The 22,899-nt window shown below is 54.7% G+C and carries 20 protein-coding genes; 10 read left to right on the top strand and 10 right to left on the bottom strand.

Going from position 1 to position 22,899, the window contains the following annotated elements; translation table 11 throughout:
- Positions 1 to 39 precede the first annotated feature (39 nt).
- From fhuB to hrpB, 6 genes are all read right to left on the bottom strand, one after another.
- Positions 40 to 2,022 carry a Fe(3+)-hydroxamate ABC transporter permease FhuB gene (gene fhuB, locus AC07UY_RS08710; protein ID WP_494701104.1) on the bottom strand — a complete coding sequence of 661 codons (1,983 nt, stop codon included), beginning with the start codon at positions 2,020 to 2,022 and terminating at the stop codon, positions 40 to 42.
- A complete protein-coding gene (fhuD, locus tag AC07UY_RS08715; RefSeq protein WP_494660077.1) occupies positions 2,019 to 2,909 on the bottom strand; it encodes a Fe(3+)-hydroxamate ABC transporter substrate-binding protein FhuD in 891 nt (296 codons plus the stop codon). The genes fhuB and fhuD overlap by 4 nt, the downstream gene beginning before the upstream one ends.
- On the bottom strand, positions 2,909 to 3,706 hold the full coding sequence (fhuC, locus tag AC07UY_RS08720; RefSeq protein ID WP_192611128.1) for a Fe3+-hydroxamate ABC transporter ATP-binding protein FhuC: 798 nt from the start codon (positions 3,704 to 3,706) through the stop codon (positions 2,909 to 2,911). Before fhuC ends, fhuD begins: the two co-directional genes overlap by 1 nt.
- Before the next feature lie 48 nt (positions 3,707 to 3,754).
- Positions 3,755 to 5,998 carry a ferrichrome porin FhuA gene (gene fhuA, locus AC07UY_RS08725; protein WP_203358884.1) on the bottom strand — a complete coding sequence of 748 codons (2,244 nt, stop codon included), beginning with the start codon at positions 5,996 to 5,998 and terminating at the stop codon, positions 3,755 to 3,757.
- Between the two features lie 219 nt (positions 5,999 to 6,217).
- Positions 6,218 to 8,749 carry a bifunctional glycosyl transferase/transpeptidase gene (gene mrcB, locus AC07UY_RS08730; RefSeq protein WP_494701103.1) on the bottom strand — a complete coding sequence of 844 codons (2,532 nt, stop codon included), beginning with the start codon at positions 8,747 to 8,749 and terminating at the stop codon, positions 6,218 to 6,220.
- 121 nt (positions 8,750 to 8,870) lie between these two features.
- A complete protein-coding gene (gene hrpB, locus AC07UY_RS08735) occupies positions 8,871 to 11,300 on the bottom strand; it encodes an ATP-dependent helicase HrpB (protein WP_494701102.1) in 2,430 nt (809 codons plus the stop codon).
- Positions 11,301 to 11,373: 73 nt separating this feature from the next.
- On the opposite strand from hrpB, the gene thpR reads away from it, so the two are divergent.
- From thpR to panD, 9 genes are all read left to right on the top strand, one after another.
- On the top strand, positions 11,374 to 11,904 hold the full coding sequence (gene thpR, locus AC07UY_RS08740) for an RNA 2',3'-cyclic phosphodiesterase (protein WP_494701101.1): 531 nt from the start codon (positions 11,374 to 11,376) through the stop codon (positions 11,902 to 11,904).
- Between the two features lie 13 nt (positions 11,905 to 11,917).
- Positions 11,918 to 12,622, top strand: a complete 705-nt coding sequence (gene sfsA, locus AC07UY_RS08745) for a DNA/RNA nuclease SfsA (RefSeq protein WP_494701100.1) — start codon at positions 11,918 to 11,920, stop codon at positions 12,620 to 12,622.
- 177 nt (positions 12,623 to 12,799) lie between these two features.
- Positions 12,800 to 13,255, top strand: a complete 456-nt coding sequence (gene dksA / locus AC07UY_RS08750; protein ID WP_003829221.1) for an RNA polymerase-binding protein DksA — start codon at positions 12,800 to 12,802, stop codon at positions 13,253 to 13,255.
- A gap of 72 nt (positions 13,256 to 13,327) precedes the next feature.
- Positions 13,328 to 14,224, top strand: a complete 897-nt coding sequence (gluQRS, locus tag AC07UY_RS08755) for a tRNA glutamyl-Q(34) synthetase GluQRS (RefSeq protein WP_494660072.1) — start codon at positions 13,328 to 13,330, stop codon at positions 14,222 to 14,224.
- A 59-nt stretch (positions 14,225 to 14,283) separates the two neighbouring features.
- A complete protein-coding gene (pcnB, locus tag AC07UY_RS08760; protein WP_238929257.1) occupies positions 14,284 to 15,681 on the top strand; it encodes a polynucleotide adenylyltransferase PcnB in 1,398 nt (465 codons plus the stop codon).
- Positions 15,678 to 16,157: a 2-amino-4-hydroxy-6-hydroxymethyldihydropteridine diphosphokinase gene (gene folK / locus AC07UY_RS08765; protein ID WP_494701099.1), complete on the top strand. Its 480-nt coding sequence runs from the start codon at positions 15,678 to 15,680 to the stop codon at positions 16,155 to 16,157. The genes pcnB and folK overlap by 4 nt, the downstream gene beginning before the upstream one ends.
- 119 nt (positions 16,158 to 16,276) lie before the next feature.
- Positions 16,277 to 17,068 carry a 3-methyl-2-oxobutanoate hydroxymethyltransferase gene (gene panB, locus AC07UY_RS08770; protein WP_494660070.1) on the top strand — a complete coding sequence of 264 codons (792 nt, stop codon included), beginning with the start codon at positions 16,277 to 16,279 and terminating at the stop codon, positions 17,066 to 17,068.
- Between the two features lie 126 nt (positions 17,069 to 17,194).
- Complete coding sequence (gene panC / locus AC07UY_RS08775) at positions 17,195 to 18,049, top strand: pantoate--beta-alanine ligase (protein WP_192611119.1); 855 nt, start codon at positions 17,195 to 17,197, stop codon at positions 18,047 to 18,049.
- Between the two features lie 93 nt (positions 18,050 to 18,142).
- Positions 18,143 to 18,523: an aspartate 1-decarboxylase gene (gene panD, locus AC07UY_RS08780; protein ID WP_203358894.1), complete on the top strand. Its 381-nt coding sequence runs from the start codon at positions 18,143 to 18,145 to the stop codon at positions 18,521 to 18,523.
- 6 nt (positions 18,524 to 18,529) lie between these two features.
- Here panD and AC07UY_RS08785 read toward each other — a convergent pair whose 3' ends face one another.
- From AC07UY_RS08785 to AC07UY_RS08800, 4 genes are all read right to left on the bottom strand, one after another.
- A complete protein-coding gene (locus tag AC07UY_RS08785; protein ID WP_494701098.1) occupies positions 18,530 to 19,759 on the bottom strand; it encodes a polysaccharide deacetylase family protein in 1,230 nt (409 codons plus the stop codon).
- A gap of 62 nt (positions 19,760 to 19,821) precedes the next feature.
- On the bottom strand, positions 19,822 to 20,262 hold the full coding sequence (locus AC07UY_RS08790) for a PTS sugar transporter subunit IIA (RefSeq protein ID WP_494701097.1): 441 nt from the start codon (positions 20,260 to 20,262) through the stop codon (positions 19,822 to 19,824).
- A gap of 102 nt (positions 20,263 to 20,364) precedes the next feature.
- Positions 20,365 to 21,135 (bottom strand): ABC transporter permease, encoded by a 771-nt coding sequence (locus AC07UY_RS08795; protein WP_203358897.1) that lies wholly within the window; start codon positions 21,133 to 21,135, stop codon positions 20,365 to 20,367.
- Positions 21,132 to 22,058 carry an ABC transporter ATP-binding protein gene (locus AC07UY_RS08800; protein WP_203358898.1) on the bottom strand — a complete coding sequence of 309 codons (927 nt, stop codon included), beginning with the start codon at positions 22,056 to 22,058 and terminating at the stop codon, positions 21,132 to 21,134. Before AC07UY_RS08800 ends, AC07UY_RS08795 begins: the two co-directional genes overlap by 4 nt.
- A 108-nt stretch (positions 22,059 to 22,166) precedes the next feature.
- Between AC07UY_RS08800 and can the strand changes: the two genes are divergently transcribed.
- Complete coding sequence (gene can, locus AC07UY_RS08805) at positions 22,167 to 22,829, top strand: carbonate dehydratase (protein ID WP_203358899.1); 663 nt, start codon at positions 22,167 to 22,169, stop codon at positions 22,827 to 22,829.
- Positions 22,830 to 22,899 lie beyond the last annotated feature (70 nt).

A 22,899-nucleotide genomic window follows, 5' to 3' on the forward strand; every position in this document is an offset into this window, starting at 1 on the left:
ACCCGGCCTACAGATACAACATTTAAGCGTGTCGCATGATTATCGGCTCTGCTTTCTCAACAGATAGATAAAGTACGGCGCGCCAATAAACGTCGACAACAATCCCGCCGGGATCTGATACGGGAACAGTACCATCCTGCCGCACCAGTCAGCGAAGACTAACAGCACGCCCCCCGCCAGCGCCGACATCATCATATGCGGCATCGTCCGGCGAAAACCTAACATCCGCGCAATGTGCGGTGCCATCAGTCCGACAAAGCTCAGCGGGCCAATAGTCATCGTCGCCGTCGCCGTCAGACACGCGGCCAACATCAACAAGCCAATGCGCGAAGGCGTCAGCGCCATCCCCACAGCCCGTGCGGTATCGCCGCCTAATGGTAAGATGGTCAGCCAACGACGGCACAGCGGCGCAATCGCCAGCAAAATCACCATCACGATCCCGGTATGCAGCACTTGCTCACCCGAGGCGTTATAGGTCGAACCCGAGATCCAGGTTAACACTTCCGCCATTCGCGGATCGCCGCTTGCCTGCAGCATCATCAATAGCATGGTGAATGCCGTACTGAGCGCCATCCCCGCCAGTAACATACGGTGTGGAGAGAACCCTCCGCGCCCCGCGGCGATCATAATGATCAGCAACGTCACTGCCGCGCCAAGACTCCCGGCAGGCAGTAACCAGCCGAACGCGTTTCCCGGAACCAGAAACAGCATTAATACCACGCCAAACGCCGCACCGGAGCTTACCCCCAACACTTCCGGGCTCGCCATCGGGTTTCCGGTCAGGCGTTGAATAATGCACCCGGCGACCGCCAGCATCACACCGGCAATCATAGCGGCCAGAATACGTGGCCAGCGCCAGGGCATTAACTCATCCAGCATTACGCCGCTGGCCCACGTCCAACCGTGCACATCACGTCCCAGTGAGAGCGCCACAATCACCACCGCCAGCAGCACCACGCCGCCTGCCAGCGCAAAACCCAGCACATGCTGTCGTTCGGCTGCAATCCTGTCATTCGCATTCATCGCCGGCATGCTCATACTGCGCAGGCGCGGAAGTAGCCACAGAAGCAGCGGCGCGCCAATCAACGCGGTTGCCGACCCGGTGGAGACTTCCATCCACACCCGCGTCAGCCAGAGAATAATTTGATCGGAAAGCCAGAGGATCAGCGCCCCAATCAGCGGCGCCAGCATCAGACGCGCCAGCAGACGCCGCGCACCGAGCATTTTCGCGAGCAGCGGCGCAAACAGACCGATAAAGCCGATAATCCCCACCGCGTTCACCAGTAGCGCACTGATCACAATCGCCAGTGACAGTACTGCCAGTCGCGCCAGCGACAAGGCCAGTCCCAGATTGCGCGCCACGCCGTCGTCTAACCCCATCAGGGTCATGGGGCGTAACAGCAGCAAAGTGAGCATCACCCCGCCCAACAACTGCGGCCACAGACGCTGCACGCCGCCCCAGTCCGTTTGCGTCAGCGTCCCGGAACTCCAGAGAAACATACTTTGCAGTTGATCATGATGGAAAAGGACCATCAGTTGATTGATTGCGCCGCAGTACAAGCTGACGACCAGCCCGGCGAGAATTAATGTCACCGGAGACAGACGTTTACCCCATGCGACGCCAAACACCACGGCACCGACGACACAGGCGCCCGCCAGCGCGGCGAATTGCGTTGTCAATGCGCCGGGGAGCGCCCACAGGGTGGTGACGGTGATCCCCAGTTGCGCACCGGTTGCCACACCCAACGTCGTCGGCTCCGCCAGCGGGTTACGCAGTACCTGCTGAAAGAGTACGCCCACCAGACCCAGCCCGGCGCCCACCAGCAAAGAGATCGCCAAACGCGGCAGCAAGCTGTAGTGGAACAACATCTGCTCAACCACATCAATATCGGGTGACCACACCGCCTGCAGCCACTGGCTACGCGGCAGTGCGATCGAGAAATTAGTCCAGGTTAGTCCGGCGGCGACAATCAGCAGCACCGCCAGAAATGATGCTGGAAACAGCGCAATACGTTTACTCACGACTTGCCTCCCAGCGCATTATCCAGAATACGAACAAAGCTCATAGTGGAAAGCGTTGCACCATAGAACCAGACGGCGGGCACCTGCTGAAAACGCCCGGCACGCACAAACGGCATAGCCTGCCACAGCGGTGTGGCGATCAATGCGTCCATCTCACGGTGATTACCGTGATCAAAGCAGATAACATCAGCCTCTTTATAGGCTGCCAGACGATCAATCCCCACCACGGTGCTTCCCCAAAAATTGGTTTCACCCTGCCAGGCATTACGAATGCCATACTCGTCCAGCACCGGTTGAAAGAGGCAATTCGGCCCGAAGATCAGCATATGACGCGAATCCAACAGGCTCGTGATCAGCAACGGTCTCTCCCCGCGCTGCGTAAAGCGAGTTTTCTGGCTTTCAATAAAGCTGTCGAACTCCGCCAGATGGCGTTGGGCTACGGGTTCTACATTGAGAAGTTGCGCCATCTCCGTGAGCGACTGGCGCGCCACTGCTAAGGGATTTTTGCCGTCACTGAAGTTAAACCCACGCCCTGGCGCAATACGTGCCAGCTTCTCAGGTGAAGGGCCGTATCCTGCCGACCAGACCATAAATGAGGGGTTCATTTCGGTCAGCAGTTCCAGATTAGGCTCCGTACGCAGACCCACGTCAATAACGGAATCCGGCAACGGCGGTTCGTTAACCCACAAACGGTAGTTAGGAATATCCGCCACGCCGTAAGGCGTAATACCCAGCGCCAGCAGAAGCTCTACTGGCAGCCATTCCAGCGCCACGATACGCTGCAAGTCGACTGAGGCGGCGCGCGCCTGCCCCATTTTCCAGAGCAACGGAGAAAGCGCCATCGCGGTTAATAAGCGACGGCGAGAAAGAGGATATAAACCACTCATTAATAAACAAAACTCACAGGTGCGGCGCCCGCAGGGTGCGGTAAAATCCCCATCGGGATGCCGTAAATCTGTTCCAGCGTTTCACCACGCATCAGTTCGGCGGGCGTTCCCTGCGCAATCATTTCACCGCCACGCAGCGCGACCAGATAGTCGCAGTAGCGCGCAGCCATGTTGATATCATGAAGCACAGCAATCACGGTCAGGCCGCGCTGCTGGCTTAAACGGTGTACCAACGCCAGCACATCAACCTGATGCGCAATATCCAGCGCCGAGGTGGGTTCATCAAGCAACAGGCAGCGGCTATCCTGCGCCACCAGCATCGCTATCCATGCCCGCTGACGTTCGCCACCGGAAAGACTATCCACCAGCCGATGCGCTAACGGTTTTAAGCCGACCAGCGCAATCGCTTCTTCCACTTTCTCTCTGTCGGCCACGCCAAAACGCCCCAATGCGCCATGCCACGGATAACGCCCAATCGCGACAAGTTCACGCACCGTCATCCCTTCAGCCTGCGGCAACTGCTGCGGCAGGTAAGCGACTTTGCGCGCAAACGCTTTGCTGCTCCAGTTTTCCAGCGGCTGACCGTCCAACAAAATCTCGCCTTCCGAAGGCGGCTGATGTCGCCCCAGCATTTTCAGCAGGGTGGATTTACCTGAGCCGTTATGCCCGATAAGTCCGGTCACTTTGCCGACAGGAAAGGTCAGAGAGAGAGGATGCAGCAGCGTGCGTCCAGGCACGCGAAAGGAGACTTTGCGCAACGCAAACGTCGTGTCGGAATGGGTTGTGTTTTCCTGCATAGCGGCCAACTTGTATAGCGGGCACGGAAAACCGTGCCCTAAGAGAAATTAGAAACGGAAGGTTGCGGTTGCAACAACCTGACGTTCCGCGCCCCAGAAGCAACCATACGTGTTGAAGCAGCTGGCGACGTATTCACGATCAAGCAGGTTGTTGACGTGGAGCGCCACGTTGGAACCCGCCATACCCACGCGAGCCAGGTCGTAGCGTACTAACGCATCCATAACTGCATAACTCCCCACTTTAAAGGAGTTTGCCGGGTCACCATAGCTTGAGCTGCTAAAACGTCCCCCGGTACCCAGCGTCAGACCAGACAATGCGCCATCATAAAAGGTGTAATCCCCCCACAGTGACGCCATATGTTCCGGCACCTGTGCAGGCGTGTTGCCTTTGTATTTGGTGTCCGTCGTGTATTCAACATCGGTATAAGTGTATGAACCGACGATGTTAACACTCGCTGACAGCGCCGCTTTCGCTTCGATCTCAACGCCACGCGCACGAATCTCGCCACCGTCAACCGAGAAGAATGAACCCGACGGATCCGCCATCAGGTTGTTGGTTTTCGTCAGTTGATACAGGGCACCGGTAATCACGATCGGGCGATCTTTCGGTACATACTTCACGCCGACTTCGTACTGTTTGCCTTTTGAAGGGGCAAACAGATTACCTTGCGCATCAGTCTGTGAAGACGGTTCAAACGATTCGCTATAGCTGAAGTAAGGTGTCACACCGTTATCGAACAGGTAGTTTACACCGCCACGCCAGGTGAACTGGTTGTCATCACGCTCTGAGGTCGTGCCGGAAACGCGGTTAAACGACTCCTGATCGGCCCAGTCATAACGACCGCCCAATGTTACCAGAACTTTATCCCACTGAGCCTGATCCTGAATATACAAACCCGTCTGTTTCTGCTTGTTCAGCACCTGATAAGGACCAGAGGTGGCCGGATCTTTCGAATTAAAATCGAAATCGCCGTTCACTGGATTGTTCAGATCCAGCAGCGGAACCGAGTCGTCATAACCAAACCAGGAGTTGATGTCATTACGCATACGCATAAAGTCAACGCCAGTCAGCAGGACATGGTCGACGTCGCCGGTCGCAAAGTTACTCTGCAACTGGGTATCCACAGCGAAGTTCTGTAATTTTTCATCATCAACAACGTACTTACGCGCGAGGTAGTGGCCTTTGTCTTCCGGAGCAAGCGCCGCACATTGTTTGCTGCCCGCGTTCGCCGGGTCGGTGCAGACGCCATAGCCGTAGACACTGTTTTGCGAGGTTTTATTTTCCGCAAAGCGCAGGTTCTGACGCACGGTAAAGGTGTCGTTAAATTCGTGATCGAAGCTGTAGCCCACCATTTTCTCGTTACGAGAGTAGGTATTGTTGTCAGCACCTTCGTTGAAATCGGTAGGCAGACGCTTACCGTTCGGCAATTCAGACACGGTCCCCTCTTTTGGCAACCAACCGTAGTAACCGGTCTCCGGCTCGTTCTGGAAGTAAGAGAGGAAGGTGAAGTTGGTTTTGTCATCCGGACGCCAGGAGAAAGACGGCGCGATGGTATAGCGCTGCTCTTCCGCGCCCTGCTGCTGCGCATCGGCGGAACGCGCCAGGCCGGTTAAACGATAGGAGTAAACGCCATCGTCATCCAGCGCATCGCTGAAGTCAAACCCGGTCTGGAACAGGTTGTCGGTGCCCATTTTGAACTGAACTTCTTTCAGGGGCTCCGTGGTTGGACGCTTGCTGACCATGTTCAGTAAGCCGCCCGGGTTGCTCTTTCCGTACAGAACGGAAACCGGACCGCGCATCACTTCAGCGCGCTCCAGCATATAGGGGTCGATCACCGCATCGTTGTAGAAGTTACCCTGCATCTTCAGGCCATTCAGATAGTTATTCTGGCTTTGGCCATCGGCGGCGAAACCGCGGATAATCAGGTAATCATAGGTGTTGGACGCGCCACGGGTGCCCACGGCAACGCCAGGCGTGTAGCTGAGCGCCTCTTTTACAGATTTAGGCTGATGCAGCGCCATCTCTTCGGCGGTCACCACGGAAATAGACTGAGGCGTCTTTTCAATCGGGGTATCCGTTTTGGTCGCCGTAGCGGACTGTCGTGCTGCGATGGTGGCTGCGGGCCCCCATGCGCTTTCTTGCGGAGCAGGTGCGGCAGTAACAGTAATGGTTTCTTCTTTCGGTTGAACCGCTGCCTGTGCATAGACAGACATGCCGCTAACCGCTGTGGCTACTACGACTGCGATTTTACGCAGCGAGTAGGTTGGCTGAGCAGTTTTGAAACGCGCCATTGGTATATCTCTGATGAAAAGTGAATGATAACGTGAACGAGAATTATTATTATGCCGCAGCATAATATTCGAAATACTGGCGAGATCGCAAGCGATACGCGACCCTAAGAAAACTGAGGGGTTAAGAAATAACCAGATGAAAAGAAGGGGTTAATAAATCAGGTGAAATCGCCTTGCCGTACGGCAAAAGAAAACCCGCCGAAGCGGGTTTTGAGGGCATCAGTTACTGCCAAACATATCCTTTATCCAGCCTGCGACGCCGTCACCGTCTTGCTTCTCCTGCTGTGGCGGTTGCTGTTGTTGCTGCTGCGGTTGAGAGGACTGATCAAACGGATTGCCCGTTTGCGGTTGTTGCATCATCTCGCCCTGCTGGCACAGCGCATCCGGATCGGTAGTCCAGACCGGGAGCGTACGCATTCCGCCGCCGCACACAAAGTTGCCGTCGTAATCCACGCCCATGTCCACAATGTCTTCCGGTGGTGTTAGCACCAGCGGAGTTGGCGTCTGGTTGGCCAGGTAACGCTGATAAATCGACATCGCACCGCTAGCGCCGTACAGTTTGGTTGGCTGGTTATTATCACGGCCCACCCAGGTAATCGTGACCTGGCTACCGTCAATACCGGCAAACCAGGTATCCACGTTATTGTTGGTGGTCCCGGTTTTACCTGCCAGATGCAGTCCCGGATATTTCGCGCCCAGCTGACGTCCGGTACCACGCTGTATAACCTGCTGCATGGTCCACAACGTCATATAGGCCGCCTGTGCCGGAACCGCGCGTTCCGCCTGCGGGAAGCTCTGATAGAGCACCGAGCCATCTTCAGCAATCACCGAACGTAACGCCGACAACGGCGCACGGTTGCCGCCGCTGGCGATCGTCTGGAATGCTTGCGCGACTTCGATTGGCGTCAGGTTCAACGCCCCGAGCAGCATCGCTGGCACCGGATTAAGCTGATCTTTCGGCGCGCCCAGCTTCAGCCAGGTATCGGTGACGGCAGGCAGTCCCAGCGCCATCCCCAGATTTACCGTCGGCACGTTCATTGAACGCGTCAGGGCATCCACCAGCATCACTTTACCGCTCTCGCTGTAGCGACGGTCATCGTTCTGCGGCGACCAGACCTGGCCGTTTGGCTGACGCAGAGCAATCGGCGCATCGGCAATCCAGGTATTGAGACGATACAGTTTCGGCTGACTGAGCGCGGTCAGGTAGGTCGCCGGTTTCGCCAGCGAGCCAATGGAACGACGCGCCTGCATTGCACGGTTATAACCGGCAAACTGTGGTTCAGCCCCGCCGACCATCGCACGCACTTCGCCACTGAAGCGGTCAACCACCACGATGGCCGTTTCCAGATCGCTGAGTTTGCGCTGTTTCTTCAGTACCGGAATCCCTTCAACGGCGGCTTTCTCAGCGGCATCCTGCGCCACAGAGTCAAACGTCGTGAAGATCTTCACCCCGGAGAGGTCTTTAACCTTGTCGCCCAGCTTCGCCTGCAACTCCTGGCGCACCATCTGCATGAACGCCGGTTGCGGGGAGATCACCCCGCCGCGCGGCTGCACGCCCAACGGACGCGCGCTCAGCATTTCGTAAAGTTCCTGGTCAATGACCTGCTGCTGTTGCAGCAGACGTAACACCAGGTTACGACGCTCCAGCGCCAGTTTCGGGTTACGCCACGGGTTATAGATGGACGCCCCTTTCACCATCCCCACCAGCAAGGCCTGCTGATCAAGACTCAGTTCCTCAACCGGACGACCAAAATAGTACAAACTCGCCAGCGGGAAGCCGCGAATTTCATTGTCGCCGCTCTGACCGAGGTACACTTCGTTCATGTACAGTTCGAGAATGCGGTCCTTGCTGTAACGCGCATCCATCAGCAGCGCCATATAGGCTTCGTTGGCTTTACGCCAGTAGGAACGTTCGCTGGAGAGGAAGAGGTTTTTTACCAGCTGCTGAGTCAGCGTACTCGCCCCTTGCACCGTACGTCCGGCGGTCAGGTTCGCCAGCACCGCGCGTCCGATGGAGTACAGGCTGACGCCATCATGCTCATAGAAGTGGCGGTCTTCGGTCGCCAACAGCGTATCCACCAGCAGATCCGGGAAACCGTTACGCGGTACAAACAGACGCTGTTCGCCGTTCGGTGAAGAGAGCATGGTGATCAGGCGCGGATCGAGACGGAAGAAACCGAACTGGCGGTTGTTGTCCATGTTCTCGATGGTGTCGAGATGATCGCCATCAAACGTCAAACGCGCCCGTACCTGCCCTTCTTTGCTATCCGGGAAGTCAAACGGACGACGAATCATCTCAATGCTGTTCGCCTGTACGGTGAACTCGCCAGGGCGCGTCATTTTCGACACCTGACGATATTGCGTCGCTTCCAGCAACTTCACCATTTCGTTTTTGCTGACCGGCATTTCTGGCTCAAGGTTTACCATGCGGCCATAGACTGCCGCGGGCAATTGCCAGACTTTGCCATCAATACGGCTACGGATTTTTTGATCCAGATAGACGCCGTAAATGGCAATCAGCACCACAAACACAATCGACAGTTTTAGCAGCAGCCAGACCCAGCCGCGCTTACCACGAGGCTTACCGCCTTTGCCTTTACCCTTACGCGGCATCGGTTCTTCATCCTCATAGTCATCATCATAATCGTCGTCATACTCTTCATCTCTGAGTCGACGACGGCTCACCTTTTGTTTCACCGGACGCGTCGGTTTCCCTTTACGCCCGATTGGCTCGCGGTCATTCCCCGCCATGCTTTTTCTCCGCTACGTTCAGGCGCAAAGGCCTGATTCTCTGTTCTTCCGCCAGAGGACAGAAGAAGAAATCTCTCAATTTTTGCCGCTCTTGTGCCGGATGGCATCCGGTCTACAAATACTACGAATACTTTTTGGTGCGCCGCGTCGGCGCGGTATTCGCCGGATCGTCCGGCCACACATGTTTGGGATAGCGTCCTTTCATCTCCTTTTGCACCTCACGGTAGGCGCCCTGCCAGAACGCGCTTAAATCCCGCGTGATTTGCAGCGGTCGCTGCGCCGGTGATAATAACTCCAGCACCAGCGGAACGCGCCCCTGAGCAATAGTAGGTGTTTGCGCTTCCCCAAACATCTCCTGCATTCTGACGGCCAGCGCAGGCGGATTATCGTCATGATAGCGAATGGCTATCCGGCTTCCCGTCGGCACAGTGTAATGCGCGGGCAGTTCACTATCCAGACGTTGCAGCATAGACCAGTCCAGCAAACTGCGTAACGCCAGACCCACATTCACGGCCTTCAGCCCACGCAGTGAATGCACACCGGTCATCTGCGGCAGTAACCAGGATTCCAGGCTAGCCAGCAAAGAGGCCTCATCCACGGCAGGCCACGCGTACTCCGGCAGCCATTTTGCCGCGCAGTGCAAACGCAGCCGTAGCTGCTCTGCTTCCGGCGTCCAGTTGAGCACACTTAAGCCTTTATCGCGAATGCCATTCAGCATCGCCTGATGCAGTTCGTCTTCAGAAGGTTTGGCAAGCGGCTGAACTTTTACCGTCAGTTGCCCGATACGCAACCGTCGTAGCGCCTTCAGCGTGCCTTGCGCATCATCCCACTCAACCGTATCGGATTGCTGCAAGAGTGCAGGACACGTCTGGATCAGCGCGTCGATCTCCAGCGGCAGCGCCAGCAAAATACGCGCATCCGGCGAGGCGCTTCCTTGCAACAAGAGCGGCGCAATCAGCCACTCATGGCGACCCAGCGCGTCATCGGCATCCAGTTTTGCCCCCATCCCGTTCGCCAGTTGGTAGCGTCCGTCCAGCCCGCGCCGACGCGCAATGCGATCGGCAAATGCGTGGGCAAGCAACGGAGCAATCAGACGACTGTCCGGTTCCGAGGCGCGCACGTTGAGGCGTTTCAGAAGTTGCTGACTTCGCTGTTGCCAGCCAGGATGATGACGTGAAAACGCGACGCTTAAATCGCTGCTCCCTCCCCGCGGCGGCTCTTCAAGTATCGCCGCGAGCTTCGCCGCCGTTGCGGCTTCACTGCTGTTGCTGGCGCTCACCAGCATCGCCGCCAGTCGGGGATCGTTGCCAAGTGCCGCCATTTTTTGACCGGTTGCGCTCAGGCGATCGCCCTCGAGCGCGTTCAGCATCTGTAACAGCCGCTTAGCCGCCAGCAGATGGTTCGCGGGCGGAAGATCTAACCAGGTGAGCTGGGCGGGATCGTGACATCCCCACTGCAACAGCTCCATCAGTACGCCCGACAGATCGCTTTGCAAAATCTCCGGCTCGCTTTGCACCGCCGCTCTCTCTGCTTGATCTTTAGGCAGAAGATGAAGACAGATTCCCGGTTCCAGTCGCCCCGCTCGTCCCGCCCGCTGCGTCATGGAGGCCTGGCTGACGCGCTGGGTTATCAGGCGCGTCAGCCCCGTTCGTGGGTCAAAACGCGCCACCCGCTCCTGCGCGCTGTCCACCACCAGGCGGATCCCTTCGATCGTTAAACTGGTTTCGGCAATATTGGTTGCCAGTACCACTTTGCGCATACCGGCTGGCGCTGGCAAAATGGCTTTCCGCTGGTCATCCAACGACAATGCTCCGTAGAGCGGGCACAGCAGAACATCGCTCCCCACGCGCGAAGTCAGGTGTTCCTGCACGCGTTGGATCTCCCCTACGCCGGGTAAAAACAGCAGCAACGACCCCGACTCGCTGCGCAATAAATCCGCCGTGGCAATGGCCACAGCCTCATCAAAACGCAGTTGAGCCGCCAGTGGCTGGTATCGACGTTCGACAGGAAAGGCGCGCCCTTCGGAGACCACCACCGGCGCATCCGGCAGCAGTTGTTGTAAGCGGTCGTTATCCAGCGTCGCGGACATGATCAGCAGTTTTAAATCGTCGCGCAGCCCCTGCTGTACGTCCAACAGCAACGCCAGCGCCAGGTCAGCCTGCACACTGCGCTCGTGAAATTCATCGAGGATCACCATCCCGATGCCGTTAAGCTCCGGGTCGCGTTGGATCATTCGTGTCAACACGCCTTCGGTGACCACTTCAAGCCGCGTCTGTGGCCCCACGCAGCTTTGTGCCCGCATCCGGTAGCCTACCGTTTCACCGGTTTTTTCGTTCAGGAGTTCCGCCAGTCGCTGCGCCACATTGCGCGCCGCCAGACGGCGTGGTTCCAGCAGGATAATCCGCCCCTGGATGCCTTTATGCGTCAGGAACTGCAGCGGTAGCCAGGTTGATTTCCCGGCGCCGGTCGGCGCGCTCAGTAAGACCTGGGGGGCGCTATCAAGGGCAGTGAGCAGTTCAGGCAGTACGGCGGCTACAGGCAACGACGTCACAAATGACTCCAGAGGGTTAACTTTCTTCGCGCTGCATTGTAGCATCGCGTTAATTCATAACCGAGTACCCATCATGACTGAGCCAAAACGGCTGTTCTTTGCGATTGAATTGCCCGGCCCTGTTCGTGAGCAAATTATCACCTGGCGCGCCGCCCATTTTGCCCCTGAGGATGGTCGTCCGGTGGCCAGCGTAAATCTGCATCTGACGCTGGCCTTCCTGGGCGACGTCAGCCCGGAAAAACAACAGGCGCTGTCACAACTTGCCGGACGCATTCGTCAACCGGGGTTTACGCTCAAACTGGATGACGCGGGCCAGTGGCTACGTTCGCGCGTCGTCTGGCTGGGGATGCGCCAGCCGCCGCGGGGACTTCTGCAACTGGCCAACATGCTGCGGGCGCAGGCTGCGCGTAGCGGCTGTTATCAGAGTCCTCAACCTTTTCATCCGCATATCACCCTGCTGCGCGACGCCAGCCATGCCGTAGCGATTCCACCGCCAGGTTTCTGCTGGTCGTTTCCGGTGACAGAATTTTCCCTTTATGCCTCTTCATTCGAGCGGGGACGTACGCGATACACCGCTCTGCAACGCTGGACGCTTGCCGAATAACCAAGGAACTCAGATGAAATTCTCTCCCCCTTTACAGCGCGCGACGCTGATTCAGCGCTATAAGCGTTTTTTAGCCGATGTGATCACGCCAGACGGCACCGAATTAACGCTGCATTGCCCTAATACAGGGGCAATGACCGGCTGTGCGACAGCAGGCGATACCGTTTGGTATTCGGCGTCAGAAAATACGAAACGAAAATATCCTCATACCTGGGAATTAACTGAAACTCAGTCCGGGGCATTCATTTGCGTTAATACACTGTGGGCAAACAGATTAACGAAAGAGGCAATAGAAAATAACCACCTGCCGGAATTGTCAGGCTACAGTGTCTTGAAAAGCGAAGTAAAATACGGCGTCGAACGTAGCCGTATTGATTTTATGTTACAGGCAGATTCCCGACCCGACTGCTATATTGAAGTAAAATCGGTTACGTTGGCGGAAGAAGAGCAGGGTTATTTTCCCGATGCCGTTACTGAACGCGGTCAGAAACATCTTCGGGAACTGATGAGCGTAGCGGCTGCTGGCCATCGCGCGGTGGTGTTATTTGCGGTGCTGCACACAGCCATTACACGGTTTTCACCCGCGCGGCATATCGATGCAAAATATGCGCGACTCCTGATTGAAGCACAACAAAAGGGGGTAGAAATTCTGGTTTATAAAGCGGAACTTTCTGCCGAAGGCATGACTCTTAATGAACCGTTGCCCATTACATTGTAGTGGTAAAAACAACTGGTTAATTAGTATTCTGGCCGCGTGCGCAAATACGCTTTTCCTCACAGGGTTGTCAAGTGTTAGGTATAGATAATTGCTATCCGGAAAAGCATCTGCTATTTATAGCGACCTGATTTTTCCCCCGAACATGGGGATCGATAGTGCGTGTTAAGGAGAAGCAACATGCAAGAAGGGCAAAACCGTAAAACATCGTCCCTGAGTATTCTCGCCATCGCTGGGGTGGAGCCGTACCAGGAGAAGCCGGGCGAAGAGTATATGAACGAAGCCCAGCTGTCGCACTTCAGACGTATTCTGGAAGCATGGCGTAATCAACTTAGGGATGAAGTCGATCGCACTGTAACTCATATGCAGGACGAAGCAGCGAACTTCCCTGATCCGGTGGACCGTGCCGCACAGGAAGAAGAGTTCAGTCTTGAACTGCGTAACCGCGATCGTGAACGCAAATTGATCAAAAAGATCGAGAAAACGCTGAAGAAAGTAGAAGACGAAGATTTCGGCTACTGCGAATCCTGCGGTGTAGAAATTGGTATTCGTCGTCTGGAAGCGCGTCCGACAGCCGATCTGTGCATCGACTGCAAAACGCTGGCTGAGATTCGCGAAAAACAAATGGCGGGTTAATCCCGGCCATTTTTACCACCTTCAATCCAGGCGGGAGTCACTCCCGCCTTATTTTTTTATGTTTCTTAATCCATGACAGAGTCACACTATATTGGCCGCTTCGCCCCTTCCCCTTCCGGCGAGCTACACTTTGGTTCGTTGATCGCTGCGTTGGGTAGCTACCTACGGGCGCGTGCGCAGGGCGGCATCTGGCGAGTGCGCATTGAGGACATTGACCCTCCTCGTGAAGTTCCCGGTGCCGCAGAAACCATCCTGCGTCAGCTGGAACATTACGGTCTGCACTGGGACGGCGACATACTATGGCAATCTCAGCGCCACGATGCTTACCGGGAAGCGCTGGCCTGGCTCTTTGAACAAGGTCTGAGCTACAACTGCACATGCTCGCGCGCCAGAATCCAAAGCCTTGGCGGGATTTACGACGGCCATTGCCGCACCCTGGCCCATGGACCAGAACATGCTGCCGTGCGTATTAAACAGCAGCATCCCGTTACCCAGTTTTATGATGTGCTGCGCGGGGATATCCAGGCGGACCGTCATCTGGCGCAAGAAGATTTTATTATTCATCGCCGCGACGGCCTGTTTGCCTATAACCTCGCGGTGGTGGTTGACGATCATTTTCAGGGCATTACTGAAATCGTGCGCGGCGCGGACTTAATCGAACCCACCGTTCGACAAATTTCGTTGTACCAGCAATTCGGCTGGCAAGCACCTGACTATATTCATCTTCCGCTGGCGCTCAACGAACAAGGCGCTAAACTCTCCAAGCAGAATCATGCACCTGCGCTACCGCAAGGCGATCCGCGCCCGGTACTCATTGATGCGTTACGCTTCCTGGGTCAGAACGTCACGTTAGAATGGCAGGAGATGAAAGTGGAAGAATTGCTGCAAAATGCGGTGAAGAACTGGACGCTTGCGACAGTGCCTGCATCGTCTATTGTAAATTCAGCGTTCTCAAACGCGTCATGCTGAGCTATGATTAGCCGCTATTTTTTTGTCCTGATTGAAGTTTGACACTACCGAGGTGCACTATTTTTACCCGAGTCGCTAATTTTTGCCGCAAAGTGCTAAGTCGCGAAGAGAGCGAGGCTGAACAGGTCGTCGCCCGTCCACATATGACGGTAATCCCGCGTGAACAGCACGGAATTTCCCGCAAAGATATCAGTGAAAATGCCCTGAAGGTAATGTACAGGCTCAATAAGGCGGGTTACGAAGCCTGGCTGGTCGGCGGCGGTGTGCGCGATCTTCTGCTCGGCAAAAAGCCGAAAGATTTCGACGTCACGACTAACGCCACGCCTGATCAGGTACGTAAACTGTTTCGCAACTGTCGTCTGGTTGGTCGCCGATTCCGTCTGGCCCACGTTATGTTTGGCCCGGAAATCATCGAAGTCGCCACCTTCCGTGGTCATCATGAAAGCGGCGACACTGACCGCACCACGTCTCAGCGCGGACAAAACGGCATGCTGCTGCGTGACAACATCTTCGGCTCGATTGAAGAAGATGCACAACGTCGCGATTTCACGATCAACAGCCTCTATTACAGCGTGGCTGATTTTACCGTGCGTGATTATGTCGGCGGCATGAAGGATCTGGAAGACGGCGTGATCCGTCTGATCGGTAATCCGGAAACGCGTTACCGCGAAGATCCCGTACGTATGTTACGTGCTGTCCGTTTTGCGGCCAAACTCGACATGCGCATCAGTCCGGAAACCGCAGAGCCTATTCCACGCCTGGCAACACTGCTCAACGATATTCCTCCTGCACGTCTGTTTGAAGAATCGCTGAAACTTCTGCAGGCGGGTTATGGTTTTGAAACCTATAAAAAACTGTGCGAGTACAGCCTGTTCCAGCCGCTGTTCCCGACCATTACGCGCTATTTCACCGAAAACGGCGATAGCCCAATGGAACGCATCATCGCGCAGGTACTGAAGAACACCGACACCCGTATCCACAATGATATGCGCGTCAACCCGGCATTCCTGTTCGCCGCCATGTTCTGGTATCCGTTGCTCGAGATGGCGCAGAAAATTGCACAGGAAAGCGGTCTGGCTTATTACGACGCGTTTGCGCTCGCCATGAATGATGTGCTGGACGAAGCGTGCCGCTCGCTGGCAATCCCGAAACGTCTGACGTCCCTCACGCGTGATATCTGGCAGCTCCAGTTGCGTATGTCACGTCGCCAGGGTAAACGTGCCTGGAAGCTGATGGAACATCCTAAGTTCCGTGCGGCTTACGATTTACTGGCTTTGCGCGCCGAAGTAGAAAACAACACGGAACTGCAACGTCTGGTACAGTGGTGGGGTGAGTTCCAGGTCTCTGCGCCGCCTGAGCAAAAAGGCATGTTGAACGAACTGGATGAAGAGCCGGCCGCCCGTCGACGTCATCGTCGCCCACGCAAACGCGCTCCGCGTCGTGAGGGCAGTGCATGACCCTTGCGTATATCGCAATTGGCAGTAATCTGGCCTCTCCGCTGGAGCAGGTCAATGCGGCAATTCAGGCGCTGGGAGAAATCCCGGAAAGCCGGATTGTCGCGCTCTCCTCGTTTTACCGCACCCCGCCGCTGGGACCGCAGGATCAGCCCGATTATCTGAACGCCGCCGTGGCGCTGGAAACGACGCTGCTGCCGGAAGCGCTGCTGAACCATACCCAATGTATTGAGTTACAGCAGGGACGTGTCCGTAAAGCAGAGCGCTGGGGACCACGCACGCTGGACCTCGATATCATGCTGTTCGGCGATCAAGTGATTAACACTGAACGTCTGACCATTCCCCACTATGACATGAAAAACCGCGGCTTTATGCTGTGGCCACTGTTTGAAATCGCGCCTGAGTTGGTATTTCCAGATAGCATCACATTGCGCCAACAACTCACCCTTCTTGCAGCAGAAAAACCTGCTTACTGGTAATTTTGGCTTTCCGCTTAACATGTTCTGCGGACGCGTTAATCATTTCCTTAAAATAATTGCCCCCCTGACTGCGACTGTTAGAATGCCGGATAATGATACTTTTATGATCCGGAAATGTTATGAAACCGACCACCATCTCGTTACTGCAGAAACACAAACAAGACAAAAAACGCTTCGCCACCATTACTGCTTACGACTACAGCTTCGCCAAATTGTTTGCCGATGAAGGGCTGAACGTGATGTTGGTGGGCGACTCGCTTGGCATGACGGTACAAGGTCACGACTCCACCCTGCCGGTGACCGTCGAGGACATTGCCTATCACACCCGCGCCGTACGTCGCGGCGCGCCAAACAGCCTGCTGCTGGCTGACCTGCCATTTATGGCTTACGCCACGCCAGAACAGGCGTTTGAGAATGCGGCGGTGGTCATGCGCGCGGGCGCGAACATGGTCAAAATCGAGGGCGGTGCGTGGCTGGTGGATACCGTAAAAATGCTGACAGAACGCGCGGTGCCGGTTTGCGGACATCTGGGTTTAACGCCACAATCAGTCAATATCTTCGGTGGCTATAAAATTCAGGGGCGCGGCGATGCCGGTCAGGTGCTGTTCGATGACGCGCTGGCACTGGAAGCGGCAGGCGCACAGTTGCTGGTGCTGGAGTGCGTTCCGGTTGAGCTGGCGAAGCGGATAACGGAAGCGCTCTCCATTCCGGTGATCGGCATTGGCGCGGGCAATGTCACCGACGGGCAGATCCTCGTGATGCATGACGCGTTTGGTATCACCGGCGGGCATATTCCAAAATTTGCTAAAAATTTCCTGGCAGAAGCGGGCGACATCCGCGCCGCCGTGCGGCAGTATATTGCCGAAGTGGAGTCCGGTGTCTATCCGGGCGAAGAACACAGTTTCCATTAAGCTACGTTTGGATCGTGTAGGCCGGATAAGACGCGTCGTGTCGCCGTCCGGCATTTGTGCAGAGATGCCTTCTGGCGCTGCACTTATCAGGCCTACGGATAATCAGGCCACTAAAGGAGTCCTGTTGTGTTAATTATTGAAACCCTGCCGCTGCTACGCCAGCATATCCGTCGTCTGCGTCAGGAGGGCAAACGTGTTGCACTGGTGCCTACCATGGGCAACTTGCATGATGGCCATATGAAACTGGTTGATGAAGCCAAAACGCACGCTGACGTCGTGGTGGTCAGTATTTTCGTTAACCCGATGCAGTTTGACCGTCCGGACGACCTGGTGCGTTATCCCCGTACGCTGCAGGAAGACTGCGAAAAGCTGAACAAGCGCAAAGTCGATCTGGTATTTGCTCCCGCGCCTGACCAAATTTATCCGCACGGTACTGAAGGCCAGACCTACGTTGACGTACCGGGACTCTCCACCATGCTGGAAGGCGCCAGTCGCCCAGGCCATTTCCGCGGCGTTTCTACTATCGTCAGCAAGCTGTTCAACCTGGTGCAGCCAGACGTTGCCTGCTTTGGCGAGAAAGATTTTCAGCAACTGGCGCTGATCCGCAAAATGGTTGCCGATATGGGTTACGACATTGAAATCGTGGGCGTTCCCATCATCCGCGCCAAAGACGGTCTGGCTCTGAGCTCCCGTAACGGCTACCTGACGGCTGAACAACGTAAAATTGCGCCGGGCTTACACAAAGTCATGAATGGCATTGCCGGGAAATTACTGGCCGGAGATCGGGATTGTGAAGAGATGATCGCCATTGCCGAGCAAGAGTTGAACGAAAAAGGCTTCCGCGCTGATGATATTCAGATCCGTGATGCCGACACCCTGCTGGAACTCACAGATACCAGCAAACGTGCGGTCATCCTCGTTGCTGCATGGTTAGGTCAGGCGCGTCTGATCGACAATCAGAGCGTTGCATTAACCCAGTAGACAGGGGTTAAAAATCGGGCAATACTGCCTGGAATTTCCTGAAGCTGTTAGAAATATCAGCTTTGTTATCGTTATGGTAGAAAGGTAGACGTTATGATTCGCACTATGTTGCAGGGCAAACTCCATCGCGTGAAAGTGACTCAGGCGGACCTGCATTACGAAGGCTCTTGCGCTATTGACCAGGATTTTCTCGACGCGGCGGGCATTCTTGAGAACGAAGCCATTGATATCTGGAACGTCACCAACGGTAAACGTTTCTCAACCTATGCTATTGCGGCTGAACGCGGCTCTAAAATTATCTCTGTAAACGGTGCGGCGGCACACTGCGCCAGCGTGGGCGATATTGTGATTATCGCCAGTTTCGTGAGCATGTCCGACGAAGAAGCGCGTCGCTGGCAGCCAAAAGTGGCCTACTTTGAGGGCGACAACGAAATGAAACGCACGGCGAAGGCGATCCCGGTACAAGTTGCCTGAGCAGAGTTACCCCTGCGGCTGATTGCTGATCAGCCGTGACATGGTTTCCAGCGAATCCGTTCTTAAGATATACAGGCGTTTCAGTAAGAACGGATTATCCCCCGGCTTTACCTTCCCTTTCACCGTCGTGACCGCCATATGGAATCCCGCATCATTAGCCGCTTTTACCGCCGTGGCGTTATAGCCGCCGAACGGATAAGAGAGATAAAGTACGTGTGGGTTAAACTGCGCCAGCGCGCGGCGTGAACGTGAAAAATCCATAAAAATGTTGTGATAGCTGCGGCTGAGCAGAATCGGCCGATGATTACCGTCTACCCGGTGCAAAAAGTGCGTATGCGACTGGAAATCAAAGGTATCTCTGATCTCCTGCAGTTCAGAAACACTCATAAATTGCAGTGATTTGGGGTCCCATTTCTGCGGATGCCCCTTAATACGGGATGAAATGATAAAGGCTATCGCCTTAAAGCCATACTGCTTCAATACCGGATACGCATAGCGACTGACCGATTTCAGTCCATCATCAAAGGTAATGACTACCGCGCGCGCCGGCAGATTCATCTTATTGCGCACATACCCTTCCAGTTGGTACATCGTCAGCGTGGTATATCCCATGTCCCGCAGCCAGGTCATCTGGTTACTAAAAGCACGCACGGATGTCGTCGTCGAGGTATGGCGAAAACGGGTGTTCTCTTCATCGCGTAAAATATGGTGGTAGGTGAGCACGGGGATACCGTGATCTTCCTGCGCGTCCAGCGCGCTGACATAGGCAAGCCGGTTACCTACCCGTACCTGGTACCAGGTTTGGTTGAGTCGACCTTTTAACTTACTGATAATGGGATAACGTAGGTTTTCTGCGAGTATGCCGAAAGGCGCGCTTCCTGCATCCGGCGCATTATAGACGGGCGTATCCTTCCAGGTGACTAAGTTCTGGTTGCTGAGGGGTTTATTAAGATCGCCCAGACCATCTTCCACTTTCTGATGACCCTGCACTGGCTCCAGGTGGCCTTTATCGATAAATCCGGTGCCGAAGCCAAATTTGAATTCGTAATACTCTGCGGCAATGGGTTCAACAGAGATTATCTGTCCGGCACGAAGCGTTCCCACGTTCTTCATGTTGTTGCCAATCTGCGCCCAGATAGCGGCATCTTCCGTTGTTTGCATATAACGCGCAGGCAACGCAGCGTCAGCTCCCACTGAAACCAGCAGCAACAGAAGAAAAAGACCGTGTTTGATCATGAGAAATAGCCGGGACGTGAACACCCTGCCTATTGTAACAAAACCCTTCTCAATACCAACGGCTAATGCTCATACAAATCATGCAGCAACACAAAAGGAGGATTTTTTTGCTGCTGATGCCAGAGGCTCGTCACCTCTGATGTGCCTCGCGCGACGATGTGATTGCGAAACTCAACGCTGCTCAATGTCTCTCGCGACGACAGCATTTTTTCCAGCAATGGCAGAGTGATGCCGGAAATAACCTCGCACTGAGAATGTTTATGGCTCAACAATGACGCAACGCGATAAGGCGCAGCACCCGACGCGTCGGTTAAAAAGATCACGCCTTCGCCGGAGTCCGTTTGATGCAACGCGTCACACAGCATGCGGCTCAACATATTTGCACTTAATCCGCACCAGAAATTCACCGCGCGGCATTGCGCCTGCGGGCCGTGTTTCTTTTCCAGACGATACAGCAGTTCCTCTGCACGATCGTCATGACAGGTAATGACCCAACCTAACATTGCCTACCTCCTTAGCAAGCAAGTAGTTTATCAGGGGAATCAATAGGTAATGGTGACAACCGTCAAAGGATTCCCCTCCCAAAACGGGAGAGGAATGTGAAATCAGCTACGTAGCCCACGTCCACGCTGGATCAAATACCAGCAAAGCATGTAGAAAGCGACGGTGAAAATCACCAGTACGCCAAACGTAGTGATTAACGGAACATCATGAATACCGAGGAAACCATAGCGGAAACCACTGATCATGTAGACGATCGGGTTCAGATGCGACAGCCCCTGCCAGAACGGCGGCAGCAGCGTCAACGAGTAAAATACCCCGCCGAGATAGGTCAGCGGCGTCAGCACAAACGTGGGGATCAGGCTGATATCATCAAAGGTTTTTGCGAACACAGCATTCAACAATCCGGCCAGCGAAAACAGCACCGACGTCAATGCCAGCGTTAACGCAACAAACAGCCACGAATGAACCTGAAACGGCACAAAGAACAGCGAAATTGCCGTCACCAGCACACCGACGCACAGCCCGCGCGCCACACCGCCGCCGACAAATCCGGCAATGATGACATGTGTCGGTACCGGGGCAACCAACAACTCTTCAATGTTGCGCTGAAATTTGGCGCTAAAAAACGACGACGCCACGTTGGCGTAAGAGTTGGTAATCACCGCCATCATGATAAGACCCGGCACGATAAACTGCATGTAGCTAAAACCATGCATTTCACCTATCCGCGAACCGATCAAGTTGCCAAAAATAATGAAGTAGAGCGTCATGGTGATGACGGGCGGAACCAGCGTTTGTACCCAGATGCGCATAAAGCGATGGATCTCTTTGGCCCAGATGCTTTTCAGCGCGACCCAGTAAAGCTGCATCATGCGCGATCTCCTTGTTTTTCATGAACCAGTGAAACAAACAGCTCTTCCAGACGGTTCGCTTTATTGCGCATACTCAACACCTGAACCCCCTGCTCGCTGAGCTGGCTGAATACGCTGTTGATCCCCTGCTCGCGCAGCACTTCTACTTCCAGCGTGGCGGTATCCACCAGGCGATACTGATAACCTTCGAGCTTCGGTAGCGGGCTTTTTGCCGCCAGATCGAGAATGAACGTTTCTGATTTCAGCTTCGAGAGCAGGTTTTTCATTGAGGTGTTTTCCACCAGCTCTCCGTGCTGAATAATCCCGATATTGCGGCACAGCATTTCCGCTTCTTCCAGGTAGTGGGTAGTTAGAATGATCGTGGTGCCTTTGTCGTTTAAATCCTTCAAAAAACCCCACATTGAGCGGCGAAGTTCGATATCGACGCCCGCTGTCGGTTCATCAAGGATTAACAGTTTCGGTTCATGCATAAGCGCACGTGCGATCATCAGGCGCCGCTTCATCCCCCCCGACAACATGCGCGCGCGTTCGTTACGTTTTTCCCACAAATCGAGCTGCTTTAGGTACTTTTCGCTGCGTATGATGGCTTCATTTCGTTCGACGCCATAGTAACCCGCCTGATTCACCACGATCTGCTGGACGGTTTCAAACGGGTTGAAGTTAAATTCCTGCGGCACTAAACCCAGCTGACGTTTGGCATTGACCACATCTTTCGCCAGATCGTAGCCAAAGACGCTGACGCGGCCAGACGTTTTGTTTACCAGCGAGCTGATAATGCCGATCGTGGTGGATTTTCCTGCCCCATTCGGCCCCAGAAGCGCATAAAAATCACCCGCTTCGACTTGTAAATCTATCCCACGCAACGCCTGAACGCCGCCAGGATAGGTTTTTTTAAGTTGTTGAAGTTCCAGTGCAATGGTCATAAATTTTTACTTACCTTACGTTCCTACACTTTATATGTGGTTTAAATAATCCCGGAGTTGACCTATATTAGCCCAACGCGTTTATTTGGTTACAGGTCGTTAACCTCCATGAAAGACATAGATACACTCATCAGTAACAATGCACTATGGTCAAAAATGCTGGTGGAAGAGGATTCCGGATTTTTTGAGAAACTGGCGCAAGCACAGAAGCCGCGCTTTCTATGGATTGGATGTTCCGACAGTCGCGTTCCCGCAGAACGTTTAACCGGGCTTGAACCGGGCGAATTATTTGTGCACCGTAATGTGGCCAACCTGGTCATCCACACCGACCTCAACTGCCTCTCTGTCGTTCAGTATGCCGTTGATGTGTTAGAAGTTGAACATATTATTATTTGTGGTCACTACGGTTGCGGTGGTGTTCAGGCCGCTGTTGAAAACCCGGAACTGGGGTTGATCGACAACTGGCTGCTACACATCCGTGATATTTGGTTTAAGCATAGCTCCCTGCTGGGTGAAATGCCTCAGGAGCGTCGTATGGACACCCTGTGCGAGCTGAACGTCATGGAACAGATATATAACCTGGGTCACTCCACCATTATGCAGTCCGCCTGGAAACGCGGTCAGAAAGTGACGATCCACGGTTGGGCGTATGGTATTCATGATGGCCTGCTGCGCGATCTCGACGTGACAGCCACCAGCCGCGAATCCCTTGAACAGCGTTACCGTCAGGGAATTTCCAATCTCAAACAGAAACACATCAACCACAAGTAAGTTCACAATAAAATGCCGGGCGGCGGTGTCGCCTTACCCGGCATCTGGACCTGGCTTCGCGTAAGCCTGA

It is taken from the genome of Citrobacter sp. GW821-FHT02E08, from assembly GCF_059421685.1.

What these genes read in the sequence shown, in the direction of transcription:
- AC07UY_RS08785 (WP_494701098.1), bottom strand. Translation starts at nt 19,759, where the DNA reads ATGATCAAACACGGTCTTTTTCTTCTGTTGCTGCTGGTTTCAGTGGGA.
- dksA (WP_003829221.1), top strand. Translation starts at nt 12,800, where the DNA reads ATGCAAGAAGGGCAAAACCGTAAAACATCGTCCCTGAGTATTCTCGCC.
- panB (WP_494660070.1), top strand. Translation starts at nt 16,277, where the DNA reads ATGAAACCGACCACCATCTCGTTACTGCAGAAACACAAACAAGACAAA.
- folK (WP_494701099.1), top strand. Translation starts at nt 15,678, where the DNA reads ATGACCCTTGCGTATATCGCAATTGGCAGTAATCTGGCCTCTCCGCTG.
- AC07UY_RS08800 (WP_203358898.1), bottom strand. Translation starts at nt 22,058, where the DNA reads ATGACCATTGCACTGGAACTTCAACAACTTAAAAAAACCTATCCTGGC.
- gluQRS (WP_494660072.1), top strand. Translation starts at nt 13,328, where the DNA reads ATGACAGAGTCACACTATATTGGCCGCTTCGCCCCTTCCCCTTCCGGC.
- sfsA (WP_494701100.1), top strand. Translation starts at nt 11,918, where the DNA reads ATGAAATTCTCTCCCCCTTTACAGCGCGCGACGCTGATTCAGCGCTAT.
- fhuC (WP_192611128.1), bottom strand. Translation starts at nt 3,706, where the DNA reads ATGCAGGAAAACACAACCCATTCCGACACGACGTTTGCGTTGCGCAAA.
- mrcB (WP_494701103.1), bottom strand. Translation starts at nt 8,749, where the DNA reads ATGGCGGGGAATGACCGCGAGCCAATCGGGCGTAAAGGGAAACCGACG.
- can (WP_203358899.1), top strand. Translation starts at nt 22,167, where the DNA reads ATGAAAGACATAGATACACTCATCAGTAACAATGCACTATGGTCAAAA.
- panD (WP_203358894.1), top strand. Translation starts at nt 18,143, where the DNA reads ATGATTCGCACTATGTTGCAGGGCAAACTCCATCGCGTGAAAGTGACT.
- fhuD (WP_494660077.1), bottom strand. Translation starts at nt 2,909, where the DNA reads ATGAGTGGTTTATATCCTCTTTCTCGCCGTCGCTTATTAACCGCGATG.
- AC07UY_RS08795 (WP_203358897.1), bottom strand. Translation starts at nt 21,135, where the DNA reads ATGATGCAGCTTTACTGGGTCGCGCTGAAAAGCATCTGGGCCAAAGAG.
- fhuA (WP_203358884.1), bottom strand. Translation starts at nt 5,998, where the DNA reads ATGGCGCGTTTCAAAACTGCTCAGCCAACCTACTCGCTGCGTAAAATC.
- thpR (WP_494701101.1), top strand. Translation starts at nt 11,374, where the DNA reads ATGACTGAGCCAAAACGGCTGTTCTTTGCGATTGAATTGCCCGGCCCT.
- AC07UY_RS08790 (WP_494701097.1), bottom strand. Translation starts at nt 20,262, where the DNA reads ATGTTAGGTTGGGTCATTACCTGTCATGACGATCGTGCAGAGGAACTG.